Source organism: Brevibacillus brevis NBRC 100599 (assembly GCF_000010165.1).
Lineage (GTDB): Bacteria > Bacillota > Bacilli > Brevibacillales > Brevibacillaceae > Brevibacillus > Brevibacillus brevis_D.
The window spans coordinates 4,601,937-4,620,218 of sequence record NC_012491.1 but is presented as its reverse complement, the minus strand read 5'-3'; the positions used below and the strand labels follow the sequence as shown (position 1 = coordinate 4,620,218).

Sequence of the window (18,282 nt, the reverse complement as noted above, 5' to 3'; positions counted from 1 at the left end):
GGGGCTTTTCCATGAAACTAGGCGCTCGTATACTGCTCGTACTACTATTGGCAGGAAGTGTACCGCTGACAGCAGCGGGAGTGTTTGCTTATCAGGAATCCAAGCAGGAATTGTTGAATGGAAGTGCCGCTACACTAGAAGCACTACGTCAAAGCAACAAGGAACAGGTGGAAAATTACTTTCGCGAGCGAGCCAGGAACGTGGATACGTTGGCTGCATCGGGAACAGTAATGTCTGCCCTTTCTTCGTTTGAGGACGTGTGGCGGCAAGGCCTGGGCTCACCTGCTTATGAAGAAGTGCAAGCACGGTATACGAACGAATTGAAGATGGAGGTCGCTCGCTACGGCTTCGGAAATGCCTTTCTGTTGAATGCACAAGGGGACATCGTGTTCGAGACAAAGCCGCAGGCCGATTTCGGTACCAATCTCCTGACAGGCCCACATGCTAGCTCTGTACTTGGCCAGACTGTGCAGCAAGTTCAGAAAACCCAAAGCGCAGAAATGTCAGATCTAGGCATTTACGAACCATCCGGAGGGGCGCCAGGGGTATACATTGCAGCGCCGATCTATGAACGAGGCTACATCATCGGGCAAATAGTGGTCGAAGTATCCATGGACTATATTTCAAGAATATTCAACCAACGGGAAGGGCTGGGGGAAACCGGGAAGATTTACTTGGTTGGTGGTCCGGACAAGCTCATGCGATCGCAACTGGGCAGTGGACCCAATACGTTGTTACAGCAAAAAGTAGATACGCCCATCGTCGATCAAGTCTTGCTCACCCAACAATCAGAAGGAACGGTCGAGAGCATGGATTACTTAGGTCAGCAAGTGCTCGTGTCCTACGATCAGGTTAAAGTGGGGAAGAAGACGTGGGCGATTTTGGCAGAGAGGAATATGACCGAAATTCTGGAGGGCCCAACCCGCATTCGGAATGCCATGATTGCTTTTAATGGTGCCGTCCTCATGCTCATCGTCATCATCTCGTTATTTACAGCAAACTGGCTTCGCCGCTCGTTTCGAGGCATGCTTGCTGTCGCAGAACGGATCGGTCATGGTGATTTTTCACGAGAGATTCCTGACAAGCTATTAAAACGAAAAGATGAATTAGGAGAACTGGCTGGGTCTCTCGTTACGATGCAGAAGCAATTGCGCAAAATCTTGTTTCAGATTCAGCAGGCAGCTGCTTCCGTTTCCGGGGCGGTGCGAAATATTCAGGGAAACACTAGTGAGATTGCTGCTTCCAGCCAGCAAATAGTCCTCGTCGTCGATCAAGTGGCTGCCTCTGCTGATAGCCAGGTTGAGAAAATGGGACAAACCTTGAATCTGGCTGTTGATTTGACGAAGGATGTGGAAGGAGTAACGGAAAATGTAGAGCGAGTGACCGTTTCTGCGGAAGAAATGAAGCAGCATGCTCACGCAGGCAGACGCGCGATCGCAGATGTGATGGACAGCATGGACGAAATCAATCGTTCGGTAGAAGCTGCAACGGATGTCATTCATGTATTGGAAGGGCGCTCGAAGGACATCTCGAGAATTATCGCCGTCATTACAGAAATAGCCCGCCAGACCAATCTGCTCGCCTTGAATGCTGCGATTGAAGCGGCCAGAGCAGGAGAGCATGGCAAGGGATTCGCTGTCGTAGCAGGGGAAGTGCGCAAACTGGCGGAGGATACCAACCATGCTGCCCAGCAGATCGTAGGCATGATTGGAGACGTGCAAAAGGATACGAAGGAAGCAGTATCCAGAATGGTCGAGGGTGCCCAAACAACCGCCCGTGGCATGAAGACAGCCCATCAATCGCAAGAGATGTTCCAGCACATCGAGGAAAACATCCTCGGGGTGTCGCAAGAAATTAACGGTGTCAGTGAAGCCTTCAAGCGTATGGCGCCAGATGCCCAACAGGTAGCTGTAGTCGCTGGGGAAGTATCATCCGCATCGATGCAAGCCGCTGCTGGTGTCCAGAGCATTTCGGCTGCGGTAGAAGAGCAGAGTGCTGCAATGGAGCTCATCGCAGATGCTGCGAATCAGTTGGCGACTCTAGCAGAAGAGCTGAGGAGCTCCCTTGCAACCTTTGTCTCGCGCGAAAATTAAGAAAAAAGGGACGGAGCAAAAGCCGGTGAAAACTGCCTTTTCTCCCGTCTCTTTTTGTATTTTGGAAGGATATCTCACACAAAATGTTGAATGATAAGGACGATGGAGAGTTTCAAGCCGGAGGGACGTAAGCGTGCACAAACTAGATTGGGAACTATATCTGCTACCGTTCGAACAAGCTGTAGAAGAAATCAAAGTCAAAATTAAAAATATCCGTAACGAGCTGCGCAAACGCAAGGAGCATTCACCGATTGAGTTTGCGGTGGGCAGGGTCAAATCGATCCCGAGCATTTACAACAAGGCAAACCGCTTGCAGTTTCCTATTGATGAAAATATTTGCTGGGAAATTCGCGATATCGCTGGCATCCGTGTCATTTGCCAGTTTATCGATGATATACCGGCAGTTGTAGAGATGATCCGCAACCGCGGGGACATGCGTGTGTATTTGGAGAAGGATTATGTCTCTACCCCAAAAGAAAGCGGCTATCGCGGCTATCACCTTGCTGTGGAGTATCCGATCATGATGGCGGGTGGGCAAGTGACCATTCCGGTAGAAATTCAGATTCGCACATTGGGAATGAATTTTTGGGCGACGATTGAGCACTCGCTGAATTATAAATACGAGGGAATTATCCCATCCGATATACGGCAAAGATTGTTCGAAGCTGCCAAGGCGTCCTACAAGCTGGATAGCGAAATGAACAATATCCGGGACGAAATTAAAGACGCCCAAGCAGAGTTTACGAAAAAAGAAGTGCCGATGGAGTCATTATTATCGTTGGTGGAGCTGGATCTCGACGTCGATGCGGCAATGGACGATGGAAGTATGAATGAAGGGACTGGAGAAGAGAATGACAAGCATTAATTGGCTAGAAGAAACAAATAAACGCAAGGAAGAACTCATTGCGACGACGCAACAATTTTTGCAAATAAAAAGCGTACTCGACCCCGAGTCCGCGCGGGAAGGTTCCCCTTTCGGAGAAGGGATTCGGCAAGCGCTTGACTTTGCGCTAGGCGTATGTGAAAAGGCAGGCATGACAACTAAAGACGTCCGCGGGTATGCAGGGCACGCTGAATTCGGACAAGGCGAGGAATTGATCGGCATTCTGAGCCATGTCGATGTCGTACCGGAAGGCGATGGCTGGAGTACACCACCGTATGCGGCTGAGATCGTGGATGGACGCTTGGTGGCACGTGGTGCGATTGATGACAAGGGACCGACGATGGCGGCCATTTTCGCCGCGAAGATCGTGATGGAGCTTGGATTGCCGCTGTCGAAGCGCGTGCGCTTTATTTTCGGTACGGATGAAGAATCGAGCTGGCAATGTGTGAACACGTATTTTGAAACGGAAGAAATGCCGACGATGGGCTTTACGCCAGATGCCGATTTCCCGCTGATCTATGCGGAGAAAGGCTTGACTGACCTGTCATTGCGCCAGACGCTAGCATCCTTCCAAAGCCTAGGAATACCTGCTGCGGAAAATGTGGAGGCAAAGCTCGTTTCCTTACAGGCTGGCTTGCGGATGAACATGGTTCCAGACAAGGCTGTAGCAACGCTTGTGCCAATCGGCTTGAATAGTGAGGCGATTGCACAAAATTATCGTCAGCATTTGGACGCGACTGGCTTAAAAGGCAAGGCGGAGGTGCAGGATGGCCTCGTTGTGCTGCACATGGAGGGCGTCTCGGTTCACGGAATGGACCCGAGCAAAGGTGTCAACGCGGGTACCGAGCTCATTCACTTTTTGCGCACCTTGTCCTTGGATGAACGGGGAGCAGTATTCGTAGGCTTGGCTGATCGTTACTTGCACAAGCAGCATTATGGGGAAGCGATCGGCATCGCGCATAATGATGAAGAAATGGGCGCGCTCACAGTGAACACAGGTGTGATCGAGTATGACGAAAAGCAGGATGCGCTTTTCCGTCTGAATATCCGTTACCCACATTCTGTTGCCTTCGAAAAATGGTCGGCGGTTCTGGCTGAACGATTCAGTGAAGGAGCATTTACGCTCGAAGTGGCAGAGCATCTGACACCGCACCGCGTCGACCCGAATCATCCTTTGGTGACGACACTGCAACGCGTGTATACAGAACAAACGGGTGAGGAAGCTGGCATCATTGCAATTGGCGGTGCTACCTACGGCCGTTCGTTGGATGTTGGGGTGGCATTCGGACCGCTTTTCCCAGGACGACCTGACAGTGCTCACCAGCGAGATGAATATATTTTCGTGGATGACTTGATCAAAGCGACAGCGATTTACGCGCAAGCGATCTATGAATTAGCGAAGTAGAAATAGCAAACGGCTGGACAGAAGCTCCAGCCGTTTTTATTTTTGCGATCAGGCGAGACAAAAATCTTTGCAAATACTGGAAGTCAGTACTATAATAATTCAAGTGACGATTGATCAAGTAATCATTCATTGGCAAGGAGTCTGTATAGCATGCCACTTTCAGAAGAACAAGTACTAAAAATGAAGCAAAAGCGGGAAACGATTCTCCAGCAGGCAATTCTCCTGTTTGCCGAGCGCGGCTATGATGATACCACCATTGCAAAAGTCGCGAAGGCATCGGGAGTGAGCTTTGGCAGTGTTTTCACGTACTTTGAAAACAAGGATCAGCTCTTTCATGCAGCTGTTACGGAGCCGTTACAAGAGCATTCCGTCAAACTTCTGGACTTTGATCCCCAAGCATCAGAGCTATTACTAGAATTAGAGAGAATGGTGACCAATCACATCAAGATGTTCGCTGCGTTCGATTTGTACTTGCGTCTGGTCGTACAAGTAGTCGGCTACTACAATCGTTTTCCCTATTCTTTTGCTGAGCTAGACGCGTTTCACAACATCTTCCGTGAAAAAATTGCGGAGCTTTTGGTCAACGGACAACAGAAAGGACTCTTGCATGTCCAGGATCCCAAATACGTGGCGACAGCTTACATGAGTCTGTTAATTGGCCTGCGTGTGAATTTGACGGATGAGCCACAAAGCAACATGTGGGAAAAATTTGTTCCGGTTGCCATGCAGCTTTTTGGACCGAAGAATAGCTAGCATTCTCCATCGGTCTTTTTTTCGGAATATAAATGATTGATTAATCAATCATTATAATGAAAAGGAGTGGTCACAATGCATTTTTGGAAGTTCGACAGGAACATCCAGATCAGACTAATGTTGCAGTTTTTGACGACGATGGCGAGTATGACTGTGACCCCGTACTTGATTGTTTTTTTCTCCAAGCAATTGGGGACGGTTGTAACGGGTTTTATGTTTTTAGGCGTGATGGTAGCGAGTGTCACAGGTTCTTTTGCAGGGGGATATGTGGCGGACAGAATCGGGCGAAAAAAAGTCATCGTTGCATGTGAGGCGGTCATTTTCCTCAGCTTTCTTGGTGTGGCCTTCGTTAACTCGCCCTGGCTCCAGCTGCCCTATGTGACATTTATTTTGTTTCTGTTCCATCACTTATGTTTGGGGGCGTCAGGTCCTGCTTACCAAGCACTCATCATTGATGTGAGTCAGCCCGAGAACAGACGAGCGATTTTTACTGCTTCCTATTGGTTGAATAATCTGGCGGTAGCGATAGGAGGATTGGTGGGGGCTTTTTTGTTCGACGAGCATTATTTTGCTTTATTTCTCGGTGTGGCTGTGAGCATCGCGATTTCGCTCGCCATTACGATCCTGTTGATCAAGGAAACGTATGTGCCAGAAAAACGTCCATGCCAGGCATCTGGCAAGCAAGGACAAAAAGATTCGAGTTTCATGGCAGATGTCTTGGGAGCTTATCAAGAAGTGCTCAAGCATCGGATTTTTCTGCTGTTTACCATAGCGAATTTGCTCATTATTGCTGTAGAGGAGCAATTGACCAATGTCATCGGCTTGCGTTTAGTGAAAGAAATCCCAGAGCCTGAGCAGTTATTTTCGTTTCTTGCCCTTCAGGTGGATGGGATGAACTTGTTAGGTCTATTAAAAACAGAAAACACGGTGCTGGTTGTTTGCTTGACGGTTTTGATCTCCTACGTGGTGAAGAGCATGAGAGATAGGACGGTGCTCCTGGTAGGCCTTGTCCTGTATTTTTGCGGGTATGCATGGATTAGCTACAGCAGCTCTCCCGCTGTCTTGCTCATTGCCATGTTCTTCGCGAGCCTGGGTGAGGTGATGCACATTCCGGTAAAACAAGCATTACTCGCCAATATGGTGCCAGATCATGCGCGGAGTACGTATATGGCTGTACATTCTCTGTTTAGCATTGTGGGAGTCAGCAGTGCAGGTCTATTTATTCTTGTCAGTGCGTGGCTTCCCAACGTCGCGATTACTGGGATGTTTGTAGGGATGGGACTGATTTGTCTCGTACTGTTTTATCGGATCACTACTCGAGCGCATTCGGGACAGCGGTTGGGGAAACAATAATAAGGGAATTCAGTATCAAAAAGGAGATAAATGATGGACGATCTTACGAAATTGATCAAGGATTTGACGGAAACGGACGGAGTACCTGGGCACGAGCGCGAAGTCAGAGTAAAGATGGAGAAGTACTTGCAGCCTCTTTGCGATGAGTTGGTAAAGGATCGGCTGGGTGGAGTGCTCGGGAAGAAGACGGGTGCAGAAAACGGTCCGAAAATTTTGCTCGCGGGACATTTGGATGAAGTAGGCTTCATGGTGACACATATCACGCCAAAAGGGTACTTGCGTTTCATCCAGCTTGGCGGATGGTGGACGCACAATATGCTCTCGCATCGTGTGAAGGTCAAGACACGCAAAGGTGAGTATCTGGGGCTCATTGGTTCGAAGGCACCACACGCGCTGGAAAAAGAAGAACGGGAAAAAGTCATGAAGCTCAAGGAGTTGTACATCGACATCGGGGCAAAAGATGAAGCGGATGCAAAGGAAATGGGTGTTCGCCCAGGTGACTGGATTGTCCCTGACAGTAATTTTACGACGATGCATGACGGAGAGCTGTGGGTCGCAAAGGCGCTCGATAATCGGGCGGGGTGCGCGATGGCAATCGAGGTACTGAAACGGTTACAGACGGAAGAGCATCCGAATGTGGTATACGCTGGTGCAACCGTTCAGGAAGAAGTAGGGACTCGTGGTGCGGGCACAATAGCGAGGCTGGTTGAACCGGATATTGCTTTTGCTGTTGATGTTGGACTCGCGTATGACACACCTGGAAATGAATCGTATCCGATGACCTGCAATGTGGGAGACGGTCCGCTCGTCATGTTATTTGATGCTACGATGATTCCACATACCGGATTGCGTGATCTCGTATTCGACACAGCAGAGGAGCTCGGCATCAATATCCAGGTGGATGCCCTCGCAGGAGGTGGAACAGATGCAGCGAAATTCCATTTAAGCGGAATTGGCTGCCCATCGATTGTCGTCGGCTTTGCGACACGGTATATTCACAGCCATAATGCGATTATGTCTAAAAGCGATTTCGAGCAGGCTGCCCAACTGCTGACAGCCGTTATCAAGAAGCTCGATAAGGCAACGATTCAACAATTGATCGACAGATAGGCAAGGAAAGCAAAACCCTCCCCATGTATGAATGCATTGGGGAGGGTTTTCGTTTTGTTACTTGTTCTTCTCGGGGAGGTCTACCTTTATTTCCAGACCCTTAATAAACTGATCGTCTGTGACTGTTTCAGCGAAATGATCTTTTACGACAAAAGGCTTGATTATGAAATACTTCGGCTGTCCTTGTGCAGAAGCATAGCGGGCGTCAAATGTGAGAGTGTTATCCTTACGTTCCCCTTCTCCGTGGAGGGATGTCAGTTGACGACCTTGGTCGTCAAACAGGGCAGCTCTGATGGACTTATCTGATGTCGCGCCATCCAGTTTGACCGAATACAACAAGCGCGTCGTCACTGGCGTCACATTGACCTCGGATACTTCGAAAGAAATCCCATCGTTTGATTGAATAGCATTCGGTTTAAGCTGGATGGTGTTGTTCGTCGCTTTTTGGAACGGAATGTCTAGCTTGAAGGCTTGATCAATACCAGCAAGCTTAACAACCACTTCCGCATGGAATGAGTCTGGAATCTTGCCCGTAGAATTGTGGTCAGGTGTCTTCAAAATTTCTTCGAAGACAAGAAAGTTTGGGTGCGATTCGCCAGCTGAGTAGAAAAAACCGCCTGTTACCAAACTATCTGGGTCATCTTGCCCTTTTCCATCGATGCTAAAAGTGACATTTTCGATAGCGTCACTGAGTTTGACAACCTCCGCTCCCGTATCAAACATGCCGTCCTTCAGGTTTGGAGCCGTTACATTGAGGAGGTAGACAGCGCGTGTTCCGTCGAAGACCGTCTCTGTTACCTCGAGCTTCATGTCATGATGAGAAATACTTCTGTTGACCTTGGAAGAAAGACCTTGTTCGCCTGCAGCTCGTAAGCCGAGGTCCGCTTCGATGAAGCTAAAGAGACTGCCCACCAATGGGATCTGCTTAATCGATTGCGCCATGACTGGCGAGATAAATCCGGAGGTGAATACAGTTGCACCTAGAATGACTGCTGCGGCCGCAACATAGGGTGCTTTGCGTAATCGTTGGACTTTTCGTTCACGAGACATTTCCGGGAGAGCGGCGTATGTTGCATCCAATCGAGCCCGTACCAATGGTGACATCGTCGAATCTTTTGTACGTTTGTACTCCTGTAGTTCTACATCGAATTTAGATTGATCCATAATGTATCTTCCCTTCCCGAAATGTATGTAATTTCTCCATCAAGTTGTTCCGTGCCCTACTGAGTCGCATTTTTGCAGCACTCTCCGAAATTTCCAGTATCTCTGCTACTTGTCTTAAAGGCATGTCTTCAAAATAGTGAAGCACAATAACAAGGCGCTGCTGTTCATCCAATCTCTCAACGGCGTCCCGCAGGTCAATAAGTTCGTCTTTCGGTGAGAGTGACAATTGGATAGGGAATTCATCCATTAGAACGTTACGGGAGCGATTTGCTACGATCTTGTTGCATTCATTGATCAAAATTCGGAACATCCATGTCTTGAAAAATTGGGGCTCACGAAGTGAATGCAGAGATTTAAAAGCTTTCAAAATGGTTTCCTGGAGAGCATCTGCAATATCTTCCTCCTTTTTCAGGATGGATCTAGCCGTATGGTACAAGGAGCTCTCGACTTGTTTGACAACAGCGATAAAAGCTTCACGATCTCCCTGTTTTGCCAAGAGAACCTGTTCTGTTAGATTCATCTTTCACACTCCTTTCTGTGTTGGTTTTTCGCATGGACAGTAATTAGATCAGCGAGATCGATACATGGTCACATGATGTAAGCAAAAATTTTAGCGAGGCTTGCTTCAGCGTCGCGAGTCTTGAAGAAAAATGCCCCGGAGTTGAACGGTTTAGTTGTTTTTTCGAAAGGACTCCTTTAGTATAGGTAGGATAGGATTTCGCAAGGGCAACAACCTGCCTAGGATGAATTTTGATTGATGAGAGCCGGTTTTATCGCATCCACTGTCCATGCAGTCATGGTGTGGCGAATCGGATCGCTTGTGAAAGGAAGTGGAAGTTATGGCAAAATCGTTTGCGTCTTTTGGTTTTCGTCCGGAGCTGATGCAAGGGATTCAAGACCTGTATTATAAAGAACCAACACAAATTCAAGAGGAAGCCATTCCTCTCATTATGGAAGGCAAGGATCTGATCGGACAAGCTCAGACAGGTACGGGTAAAACAGCTGCATTCATGCTGCCGATCCTCAACGCATTGGATGAGGGAAAACGCGACATTCAAGCGCTCATCCTCACTCCGACGCGTGAGCTTTCCATCCAGATTGCCAAAGAAGTAGAAAAGCTGGGCAAACACCTGAATGTGAATGTACTCTCCCTGCACGGTGGAACGGATATTGACAAACAGCTGAGCAAGCTGAAAGAAACGGTCCAAATTGTTGTAGGAACACCAGGACGTGTACTGGATCATATGAAGCGCGGATCGCTCCATTTCGGACGTATCTCCACATTGGTGCTGGATGAAGCCGATAAAATGATGGAAATGGGCTTCTTGGAAGATGTGGAGCAAGTAATCGTCCACACACCTTCCCAACGCCAGGTGCTGTTGTTCTCGGCTACGATGCCTGATTTGGTGAAAAAACTGGCGCACCGCTTCATGAAACAGCCACCGCATATCAAGATCGAGGGTAAGCAGAAGACTGTGGAGCGCATTGAACAATTTTACTATGTAGTGAACCAAAGCGATAAGACGGATGCTCTCGTCGATGTGCTGGAGCAAGAGCAGCCGTTCTTGACCATTGTGTTTGCCAATACCCAAGTACGTGTGCAACAGCTTACAGCCCGCCTGCAGGAAAATGGCCTCTCGGCGAAAGCCCTGTACGGTGATTTGTCCCAAAACAAGCGGGAACAACTGATGAAGCAATTCCGCGAAATTCGTTTCCAATTTTTGATCGCGACAGATATCGCGGCTCGTGGACTCGATGTAGAAGGTGTAACTCACGTCATCAACTACGATTTGCCGAATGACGTGGACAGTTACATTCACCGCGTCGGTCGTACGGGTCGTGCAGGACAAAAGGGAAAAGCGATCTCCCTCATTTCTCCTCGTCAGAAAAACTTGATGGCTCGTTTTGCGAAAGCGACGAAGGCTTCGATCGAAGAAAGAATTTTGCAGGAAGGACGCCATCTGGATGCCGGACGTCGTCAGCGCGCAGAAGAACGGGAAGCTCATTTCATTGAGCTGCGGGCGCAACAGGCGAAAGAGCAACAGAAGGAAAAAGACAAAGAGTTCTCTCCTGTACGGGAAGCGATAAAGAAAAAGACGAAGGTAAAGCCAGGCTACAAAAAGAAGATGGCGCGTGAGCTGGGAGATCTGCAAACGCAGTACGAGAAAAACCGCAAGAAGGCTGAAGCGATTGCAGCACGCAAAGCGGGTAAATCTGCCAAGCCTGCCGATGCCAAAAAAGCAGGAAAAGGTGGAGCAGCCCGTTCTGCCAAGGGTGGAAGACCATTTAGTCAATCCCAAGGGAAATCTCGGGGAAAATAAGATAGAAAAGGCTGTCCAGATCCGAGAAGGATCTGGGCAGTTTTTTTGTAGAAACGCCTTTCGATTCTTGACTTTATACCCGACTAGAAGGTTTATACTCAGATCGAAGTAATGAGAGGGAAGGTGTGGAATTGTTCAAAATCAGCGAGTTTTCCCGACTGAGTCGAATTCCGTTGCAAACGTTGCGCTATTATGATCAGATTGGGATTCTAAAACCAGCAAAAATCGATGATACGACCGGGTACCGATATTACTGTGCCGAACAGCTTCTGCAGATCAATCGAATTGTCATCTTCAAAGAATTGGGGTTCACCTTGCAGCAGATTGCGCAATTGCTTCACGAGAATATACCAGCCGAACAAATTCGGGGCATGCTGAGGCTCAAAGAAAATGAAATCCAATCCCTGCTAGAGATGGAAATGGCAAAGCTTGCCCGTATTAAAGAACGAGTGCAGCTTGTAGAACGGGAGGGAAGGATCGAGAAGGAGCAAGAGGTGGTTTTGAAGCAGATAGATGGTATGCACTTGATCTCCTATTCGGCACGGGGTACTGCTGAAGATATTCCTTGGCTGTTTCAAATGTTCGACAGCATGCTTGATCCCAGCATGAAGTCATCCTTGACAGGTCCCAAAACAGTGCTATGGAAGGAAACCGGAACGAAGGATCAGCTTTTCGATTTTGGGGTGGGCTATGGCATTAAAACAGAATCTGTCAAACTGCCCGAGCAAATGGAACGAAGCTTCTTGCCTGCCGAGACAATGGCTACGTTACTATTCCGTTCGGATTCGACCATGAAAGAATCAGCTTGCCTGGATTTGGCTACGTGGATTGAACAGCATGGTTACTGTATTCGAGATGAGCAGCCCGGCAGAGAAATCTATGTACCCTTATCAGATGAACCTGGAGTTGAGCTCATAGAAATCCAGATTCCAATTGTAGCAAGGGGGCAAAGTGAGCATGGGGAATAAAGGGGTTGTCCATATTCTCGCTTTGGCAGTTTTCCTGATTGGGACAGTGGAGTATCTGATAAGCGGGATCATTCAAACGGTGGCAGCTGATCTTTGTGTCACGACGTCGTCTGCTGGATTGCTTGTCACTGCATTTGCCCTTTCTGCGGCAGTAGGGGCTCCTATTGTCATCGCTGCCACGATCCATCTTGACCGAAAAAAATTATTACTTATAATGCTTGGCATTTTTATTTTGAGCAACTGGCTGGTCTATGTGAGTCCTTCCTTTGAGATGATGCTGGTTACACGCATGATTCAAGGACTCAGTGGAGGAGTTGCTACTGTTGTTGCGATGGCTGTATCTACACGGCTAGTTGAAGAAGGCAATCGTGGGCGAGCAATCGGCATCATTTTGATGGGATTGAGTAGCTCACTTGTACTTGGTCTTCCCGTTGGCACTTTTTTAAGTGAAGCGATTGGTTGGAGACTGCTGTTTATTTTTATTGGACTGCTGGGCTTGGTTCCGTTGCTTGTCATTTATAAAAAAGTCCCGCCTATAAAAGCGCAGGAGGCTGTAACACCGCGGGCACAGCTAGCTGTTATAAAAAATAGAAAGATTCTTACTGCGGTTGTTATCACGCTGTTGTACATCGGCGCTTATTCCACATTGTTTACCTATATTGCGCCTTTTCTGCTAAGCCGGGCCGTGCTTTCGGCATCCGAGATTTCCGGGATTCTGTTTTTAGCAGGCATTTGCAGTTTTATGGGGTCAAAAATTGGAGGGGTTATTGCAGATCGCAAAGGGCCGAAGTTTACGATTTATTTTGGACTCTCCCTTCAGGCAGGTATGCTGCTTTTGCTATCGGTCATGGATGGAGTAATCACTACGTATATCGTGATCATCATGCTGTGGATGCTCGCAACTTGGGCAACGTCTCCGGCCCAACAGCTATATTTGGTTACCCAGGTGCCCCGTTCGCCAGATATCGCACTTAGCATCAATACATCCTTTATTCAATTTGGCTTCGCTTTGGGATCGTGGGTTGGGGGACTGGTGATCAGCAACTCCTCTGTGGAGCATCTGGGCTGGTCCGGATTTGTTATAGCGTTGCTGTCATTGTTGCTCGCGATCCGCTTGTTTTCCACAAAGAAAGAGCAGCTATCAGCGTAAGAAGATGGTTGTATGATAACTTCTTGTCTCTCTCGGCCGCATTGTATTAGGAATACGCCCCAAGATCATTCGTGTGGCAGAAAAAATGAAAGTTAAGCCATATCATCTCTTTAAAATATACGGTGATAGCGTCAAAACCCTTTTTATTATGAAGGAATTGGTATAATCATGATAAAAAGGAGGGGCACCACTATGGATCGGATTGATGAACAAATCCTTCGCTTATTGCGGGAAAATGCCCAAATCACCAGCTCCGACATCAGCAAGCAGGTTCATTTGTCCGTGCCTGCGGTCTCCGAGCGAATACGCAAGCTGGAGGATACAGGGCTCATCAGGCAATTCACGGTAAAGCTGGATCGGGAGCAGCTAGGGCTTCACCTGATTGCGTTTGTGATGGTGCAAATCGAGAAAACGGAGCATATCGCTGGCTTCCGTGAGACGGTCATGCAGGCAGACTGTGTGCTGGAATGCCATCATATTGCGGGAGCTTACGACTATGTATTGAAGGTTGCCGTAAAAGGGACGGCTGATCTGGAACGATTCATCTCTGAAACATTGAAGCAAGTAGAAGGGGTAAGCAAGACGAATACGATGATCGTCCTGTCTTCCATGAAAGAGGAGATGTGAGCCTGATGGCGATCTGGCACGGTCTATTATTCGGGATGATGCTCCAGCTATCCGTTGGTCCGGTCTGTCTGGCGGTGTTGCATCGCTCGATGACTCGGCGATTGCGGGATGCATTCATGATGGTACTGGGTGTTGCACTCGCAGATGCGGTTTATATGGTAGGGGCGATCGGGGGACTGTCGCTGCTGTTACAAATCGATTGGGTCAGACAGATGGTTTTGATTATGGGGGCCCTGATTTTGACTTGGTTTGGGATTCAAACCTTGCGTGCCATAAAAGGAAGGGGAGAACAAGAACAGGCACCAGTTCAGCAGGCTCCATCGGGTCGAAGCAGCTTTTGGCACGGCGTGCTTCTGACGCTCGCAAATCCTCTGACCGTTCTGTTTTGGGCGGGAGTATTTGGCTCACTATTGGCATCTGGCACTTTTGTTCATTCAACGGAGTTGTTCTTGTTTGCGACAGGCTGTCTGTTATCGACTTTTTTGTTTCTAGGGCTGGTAGCTTTGTTGGCCGCGTATTTGGCTCGCTTTTTTCGTCCAGGATGGTTCAACGTTTTTCATGTGCTCAGTGGTGTCTTTCTCATTGGGTTTGCGATTGTCCTTTTCGCAAAAAGCGGTTTGAAGCCTCCATACTGGCCTTTTTAAAGGAATTTGGAATGACTGTATCGAATTTTAATAGAATACAGGAATTGCGATAGAAAATAGTGTTTTCCTCCCATGTGAATTGGGTAATAGATAGGAAGATAGAACCCTTTCTTGTAAAAGTACCATAGTACAGGGTGTGAGGAGAACCAGTGATGACGACGGATACGTGCTTGAAATGCGGCAGTCCGATGGGCCGGGGAGAGTACAGTTGCCAGGTTTGCGGAGAAAACGAAATGCAAGACTACCAGATGATTCGCAATTACGTGAGAACGTATCCGAATTCGAATGCGATGCAAATTGCCAACGCAACAGGGATATCTGTTTCAAAAATATTGCGTTATATTAGAAATGGCTCTTTGTCCGTAGTAGACAATCCGTCCCGCAGAGGGCGATCATAAGAAAAAGAGAAAAGCCCAAAAGCAGTCACGAATGCATTTCGTGTAGCTTTGTGGGCTTTTTTATTTGGGATGGAAATCTACAACCAGCGTAGACCTTTTGGATAATGATTTTTGAGTTGCCCCTCTGATTGCTTGCCCCAACCGATGGAGAATCCCTCTACAGTAACCAGCGTCCAACCACTTTCCCCTTCACGCGTGAGCGCTTCTCCTTTTAAGTACCGCAACAGTTCAGGATCGTCCGCGCCATACGAAGCGACACGGGCTGCCTCCGCAGGAGAGAGAGCGAGTGCCAAGGCGTGTGCAGGTTCAAATCTGTTCTTCTTTACCGTTCCTAGATGCAGACCGACGCGCGCGACCTTGAGCTTGTCCCAGGCGAGCTCGGGGGCAGGTGAGTAGTAGAGCTGCTCGCCAAATAAAAGAAAAGCTGACTCATCTTCGAATGGTTTGGAAAGCGCAGGGAGTGCTTCGGCTGCGAATGTACGCCAGGCTGCCAGGGCTTCTTTTCGACCTGCTGGAGCTGATTTTGCCGCACGCTTTTCTTTACGCTTCCCGGAAGGTTCATGAACTTCAGCGGTCTCACTCTTTTGCAGCTTGGCGAGGTAATGACCTTCTCCCTGTAGACGATGAGGCCACAATCTGGCTGTCTGGGTGAGCTGCTCGTTTTGCGGCGACGCCCACTCGGGTTGACCAGCAGAAAAGCAATCTGCATGTGGCAGCGGGACGATCTCAAATTCCGGGTGACGGCCGAGGAAGTTAACCAGGGACTGCTCGTTTTCCAACGGAGCGAATGTGCAGGTGGAGTAGACCAACGTCCCGCCTGGCTTCAGCATAGCAGCGGCCGCCTCGAGAATATCGCCTTGCATGACATGGCACTCCGTTACTTTTGCTGGGCTCCAGTCTTCGATTGCTTCGGGCAGCTTGCGAAACATTCCTTCGCCAGAGCAAGGAGCGTCTACTAAAATTCGGTCAAAAAACTGAGGGAATCGCTCCTGTAAGCGTTCGGGCGTTTCGTTGGTCACGACGGCATTGGTCACGCCGCAGCGCTCCAGGTTTTCTGACAAGGCTTTTGCCCGAACAGGATGGATTTCGTTTGCCACGAGCATTCCTTGTCCATGCAAAAACGCTGCAAGCTGCGTCGATTTGCCCCCTGGCGCTGCACACAGGTCGAGAATTCGCTCACCAGGTTGTGCACCGAGTGCTTCGGCAGCGGACATCGCACTTGGCTCCTGCAAATAGTACATGCCAGCGGAGTGAAAAGGATGCTTGCCGGGACGAGCAGGCTCTTTGTAGCGAAACCCGTTTTCGCACCAAGGGACTGCTTCTACAGCAAACGGCGAGATTTTCAAAAAATCGTCACGCTCCACCTTCAACGGATTGACTCGCAAGCCGTGTGTCACAGGCTGATCATACGAGGAAACGAAGGCCTCATAGTCGTGTCCGAGCAAGGTTTTCATGCGCTCGATAAATGGTGTTGGTAAATTTTTCGTCATAACAGCCTCCGATGTCAGATTTTGGCCCCGTGTGAAAGGAAAAGATAGAATCATGGCGAATCATAGAGAATGAGGTGAGAGCATTATGGAAGGATCCCGTGCAAAACGCTACCGCTCCCGGCGGAGGAATGACTCGGAAGTAAGCCGGTTTTGGATCATGGGGTTGTTGTTCTCACTGCTGGTGCTCGCTTTTGAATTCTTTATCGAAATACCCGCCGATGCAGATTGGCTGACCGATATGGAGATGGCTTTGTTTTCTGCCAGCTTTACGTTGCTTGCCTTTTATCTGCTCGGACTTACCTTTGCCTTTTCACGCCACCAAAAGGCAGGGAAGATCAATCACCAAATCATCATCTATGTATGGTTGGGTGCGATCTTGTTTCACTTATTCCTGCTCATCAGCAATTTGTCCAATCAGCATGTGTACAAGGCAGGGATCATTCTATTTTTAGGACCATTATTTTTAACTGTCTACCATTTTATCACGTACTTGGCAGCTTTGCGCGAGGAGCGTGAGGAGCAGGAGGCAGCTACAACAGCTACGCTTGAGCGCACGGCCTACCAGATGATTCTGGAGGGTGGGCGTGTATACAGCGAGCTGAGTCGCCTGAAAACAGAATATCCAGAAGTGGAGCAAATGCTTCGTGCCAACGATTTTCACGATAAACTGGAGCGCTATGCTTTGGAAATGCAGCAGTATTTGCAGGTGAAGCATTTTGAGCGTAAAGACGTGGAGCTCTTGGAGGGTCACTATTATTTCTTGGAAAACTTGCTGAGCTTGGCGAAACAACATCCGGGAATAATCGAGTCCCGCGTATATAGCCGCCGAGGTGACAATTGATGGGTACAAAGGAGAGGGAAGCGGATGTTTTGGAAAAAAGACAAAGGCCTGGCAGAAAAAGAGACAGCAGCGACGACAGCCACAACCACAATGGCAGGACAGCAAGACGCATGGAAACATGAGCTTCGCGGTCTTTACGAACAGCTGGGTGCAATCCTCGCTTCGGACCAAGCAATGAACGCCGATTCCGATCAAATGGTGCGATTGGTGACGAGGATGAAGCGTGCCGTAGAGAATATCCAGGCCATTAACGAGCGGGATGATGAATCTGCGAGCCAGTTGTCGGTTCGAGGAGAGCGCCTGACAGACATCTGTAAACAATCGGTAGCGCGTGCAGATGAAGGCAAGAAGGCTATGACGGACGTTGTGGAAGTCATGAGCCTGCTCGACAAAGAATCGGTTCATACGTCCAAGTCCATGAGCCGCTTGGAAGAGCGTTCTTCGGAAATTACGAGTATTGTCAAGGTAATCAGCGACATTACGAATCAGACTAACCTTCTCGCTCTGAATGCAGCGATAGAAGCTGCACGTGCGGGGGAACAAGGCCGAGGCTTTGCTGTCGTAGCGGATGAAGTACGGAAGCTGGCAGAGATGACAGCGAACTCGACCAAGACGATTGCGGAATTGATCGGCAAGATTCAAGAAGAAATCAAAGAAGCATTGTCCAACAGTGAAAAAAGCAGCAGTGCGATCAAAAATGGACTTTCCATCAGCAAGGATGCTGCACAGAAGACGGATCAGATCGCGAACGCTTTCCAGGTACTGAACGTCGAAGTGGCGGGTGTGATGGAAATCATCGCGCATCAAAAGCATTTTGCTGACGATGTGTCCCAGCAGGTAAGTGAGGCAAAGGGCTTACTGGACGAGCTGAATGAAGGCATGACCAAGCACGTAAGAGACGCCAACGCGGTAGAGCAAATGCTCGCGACGAGCGTAAAGGATGTCAAAAAGTTATTGTGATCATGAGGAAGAAAAATTAGGAGTCCGTATCCAAGCGATGCGGACTTTTTGATATTTGTTCTTTCCTTTCACGAAATATTTACATGTTTACGTTTGACTATTCGAAATGGAGTACTATAATC

General features: G+C 48.6%; 17 protein-coding genes. 14 read left to right on the top strand and 3 right to left on the bottom strand.

What is annotated here, in order from left to right; translation table 11 throughout:
• Nucleotides 1-11: 11 nt before the first annotated feature.
• The 6 genes from BBR47_RS21925 to BBR47_RS21900 all read left to right on the top strand — a co-directional run bounded on the left by BBR47_RS21925 (nucleotide 12) and on the right by BBR47_RS21900 (nucleotide 7,597).
• Nucleotides 12-2,093 carry a methyl-accepting chemotaxis protein gene (locus tag BBR47_RS21925; protein WP_015892610.1) on the top strand — a complete coding sequence of 694 codons (2,082 nt, stop codon included), beginning with the start codon at nucleotides 12-14 and terminating at the stop codon, nucleotides 2,091-2,093.
• Nucleotides 2,094-2,226: 133 nt separating this feature from the next.
• Nucleotides 2,227-2,958: a GTP pyrophosphokinase gene (locus BBR47_RS21920; protein ID WP_015892609.1), complete on the top strand. Its 732-nt coding sequence runs from the start codon at nucleotides 2,227-2,229 to the stop codon at nucleotides 2,956-2,958.
• Nucleotides 2,945-4,381, top strand: a complete 1,437-nt coding sequence (gene pepV / locus BBR47_RS21915; protein ID WP_015892608.1) for a dipeptidase PepV — start codon at nucleotides 2,945-2,947, stop codon at nucleotides 4,379-4,381. The genes BBR47_RS21920 and pepV overlap by 14 nt, the downstream gene beginning before the upstream one ends.
• A gap of 150 nt (nucleotides 4,382-4,531) precedes the next feature.
• Entirely contained in the window at nucleotides 4,532-5,134 is a 603-nt protein-coding gene (locus BBR47_RS21910; protein ID WP_015892607.1) for a TetR/AcrR family transcriptional regulator, read from the top strand.
• Between the two features lie 75 nt (nucleotides 5,135-5,209).
• Nucleotides 5,210-6,487 (top strand): MFS transporter, encoded by a 1,278-nt coding sequence (locus BBR47_RS21905; protein WP_015892606.1) that lies wholly within the window; start codon nucleotides 5,210-5,212, stop codon nucleotides 6,485-6,487.
• 30 nt (nucleotides 6,488-6,517) lie between these two features.
• A complete protein-coding gene (locus BBR47_RS21900) occupies nucleotides 6,518-7,597 on the top strand; it encodes a M42 family metallopeptidase (protein WP_015892605.1) in 1,080 nt (359 codons plus the stop codon).
• Nucleotides 7,598-7,654: 57 nt separating this feature from the next.
• Here BBR47_RS21900 and BBR47_RS21895 read toward each other — a convergent pair whose 3' ends face one another.
• Nucleotides 7,655-8,761 (bottom strand): DUF4179 domain-containing protein, encoded by a 1,107-nt coding sequence (locus BBR47_RS21895; RefSeq protein WP_015892604.1) that lies wholly within the window; start codon nucleotides 8,759-8,761, stop codon nucleotides 7,655-7,657.
• Nucleotides 8,748-9,281 carry an RNA polymerase sigma factor gene (locus tag BBR47_RS21890; protein WP_015892603.1) on the bottom strand — a complete coding sequence of 178 codons (534 nt, stop codon included), beginning with the start codon at nucleotides 9,279-9,281 and terminating at the stop codon, nucleotides 8,748-8,750. Before BBR47_RS21890 ends, BBR47_RS21895 begins: the two co-directional genes overlap by 14 nt.
• 319 nt (nucleotides 9,282-9,600) lie before the next feature.
• Here BBR47_RS21890 and BBR47_RS21885 point away from each other — a divergent pair, with 319 nt between their 5' ends.
• The 6 genes from BBR47_RS21885 (at nucleotide 9,601) to BBR47_RS21860 (ending at nucleotide 14,869) form a co-directional block, all read left to right on the top strand.
• Complete coding sequence (locus BBR47_RS21885; RefSeq protein ID WP_015892602.1) at nucleotides 9,601-11,082, top strand: DEAD/DEAH box helicase; 1,482 nt, start codon at nucleotides 9,601-9,603, stop codon at nucleotides 11,080-11,082.
• Nucleotides 11,083-11,213: 131 nt separating this feature from the next.
• On the top strand, nucleotides 11,214-12,050 hold the full coding sequence (locus BBR47_RS21880; protein ID WP_041749913.1) for a MerR family transcriptional regulator: 837 nt from the start codon (nucleotides 11,214-11,216) through the stop codon (nucleotides 12,048-12,050).
• Nucleotides 12,040-13,200: an MFS transporter gene (locus tag BBR47_RS21875; RefSeq protein ID WP_015892600.1), complete on the top strand. Its 1,161-nt coding sequence runs from the start codon at nucleotides 12,040-12,042 to the stop codon at nucleotides 13,198-13,200. Before BBR47_RS21880 ends, BBR47_RS21875 begins: the two co-directional genes overlap by 11 nt.
• Nucleotides 13,201-13,392: 192 nt before the next feature.
• The gene (locus BBR47_RS21870) at nucleotides 13,393-13,827 is read left to right on the top strand and encodes an Lrp/AsnC family transcriptional regulator (protein ID WP_015892599.1); all 435 of its coding nucleotides are present in this window, start codon (nucleotides 13,393-13,395) and stop codon (nucleotides 13,825-13,827) included.
• A gap of 5 nt (nucleotides 13,828-13,832) precedes the next feature.
• Nucleotides 13,833-14,471: a LysE family translocator gene (locus tag BBR47_RS21865; protein ID WP_015892598.1), complete on the top strand. Its 639-nt coding sequence runs from the start codon at nucleotides 13,833-13,835 to the stop codon at nucleotides 14,469-14,471.
• 152 nt (nucleotides 14,472-14,623) lie between these two features.
• Nucleotides 14,624-14,869, top strand: a complete 246-nt coding sequence (locus tag BBR47_RS21860; RefSeq protein WP_015892597.1) for a hypothetical protein — start codon at nucleotides 14,624-14,626, stop codon at nucleotides 14,867-14,869.
• Nucleotides 14,870-14,946: 77 nt separating this feature from the next.
• On the opposite strand, the gene BBR47_RS21855 is transcribed toward BBR47_RS21860, so the two are convergent.
• On the bottom strand, nucleotides 14,947-16,359 hold the full coding sequence (locus BBR47_RS21855) for an RsmB/NOP family class I SAM-dependent RNA methyltransferase (protein ID WP_015892596.1): 1,413 nt from the start codon (nucleotides 16,357-16,359) through the stop codon (nucleotides 14,947-14,949).
• Nucleotides 16,360-16,444: 85 nt separating this feature from the next.
• On the opposite strand from BBR47_RS21855, the gene BBR47_RS21850 reads away from it, so the two are divergent.
• Both BBR47_RS21850 and BBR47_RS21845 read left to right on the top strand, forming a co-directional pair.
• A complete protein-coding gene (locus BBR47_RS21850; RefSeq protein ID WP_015892595.1) occupies nucleotides 16,445-17,200 on the top strand; it encodes a hypothetical protein in 756 nt (251 codons plus the stop codon).
• Between the two features lie 24 nt (nucleotides 17,201-17,224).
• Nucleotides 17,225-18,160 (top strand): methyl-accepting chemotaxis protein, encoded by a 936-nt coding sequence (locus tag BBR47_RS21845; RefSeq protein ID WP_015892594.1) that lies wholly within the window; start codon nucleotides 17,225-17,227, stop codon nucleotides 18,158-18,160.
• Nucleotides 18,161-18,282 lie beyond the last annotated feature (122 nt).

Bases quoted from the DNA above. Each gene is read 5' to 3' on its own strand.
- BBR47_RS21850 (WP_015892595.1), top strand. From the start codon at position 16,445: ATGGAAGGATCCCGTGCAAAACGCTACCGCTCCCGGCGGAGGAATGAC.
- BBR47_RS21870 (WP_015892599.1), top strand. From the start codon at position 13,393: ATGGATCGGATTGATGAACAAATCCTTCGCTTATTGCGGGAAAATGCC.
- BBR47_RS21875 (WP_015892600.1), top strand. From the start codon at position 12,040: ATGGGGAATAAAGGGGTTGTCCATATTCTCGCTTTGGCAGTTTTCCTG.
- BBR47_RS21860 (WP_015892597.1), top strand. From the start codon at position 14,624: ATGACGACGGATACGTGCTTGAAATGCGGCAGTCCGATGGGCCGGGGA.
- BBR47_RS21905 (WP_015892606.1), top strand. From the start codon at position 5,210: ATGCATTTTTGGAAGTTCGACAGGAACATCCAGATCAGACTAATGTTG.
- BBR47_RS21910 (WP_015892607.1), top strand. From the start codon at position 4,532: ATGCCACTTTCAGAAGAACAAGTACTAAAAATGAAGCAAAAGCGGGAA.
- BBR47_RS21895 (WP_015892604.1), bottom strand. From the start codon at position 8,761: ATGGATCAATCTAAATTCGATGTAGAACTACAGGAGTACAAACGTACA.
- BBR47_RS21855 (WP_015892596.1), bottom strand. From the start codon at position 16,359: ATGACGAAAAATTTACCAACACCATTTATCGAGCGCATGAAAACCTTG.
- BBR47_RS21925 (WP_015892610.1), top strand. From the start codon at position 12: ATGAAACTAGGCGCTCGTATACTGCTCGTACTACTATTGGCAGGAAGT.
- BBR47_RS21900 (WP_015892605.1), top strand. From the start codon at position 6,518: ATGATGGACGATCTTACGAAATTGATCAAGGATTTGACGGAAACGGAC.
- BBR47_RS21890 (WP_015892603.1), bottom strand. From the start codon at position 9,281: ATGAATCTAACAGAACAGGTTCTCTTGGCAAAACAGGGAGATCGTGAA.
- pepV (WP_015892608.1), top strand. From the start codon at position 2,945: ATGACAAGCATTAATTGGCTAGAAGAAACAAATAAACGCAAGGAAGAA.
- BBR47_RS21845 (WP_015892594.1), top strand. From the start codon at position 17,225: ATGTTTTGGAAAAAAGACAAAGGCCTGGCAGAAAAAGAGACAGCAGCG.
- BBR47_RS21885 (WP_015892602.1), top strand. From the start codon at position 9,601: ATGGCAAAATCGTTTGCGTCTTTTGGTTTTCGTCCGGAGCTGATGCAA.
- BBR47_RS21865 (WP_015892598.1), top strand. From the start codon at position 13,833: ATGGCGATCTGGCACGGTCTATTATTCGGGATGATGCTCCAGCTATCC.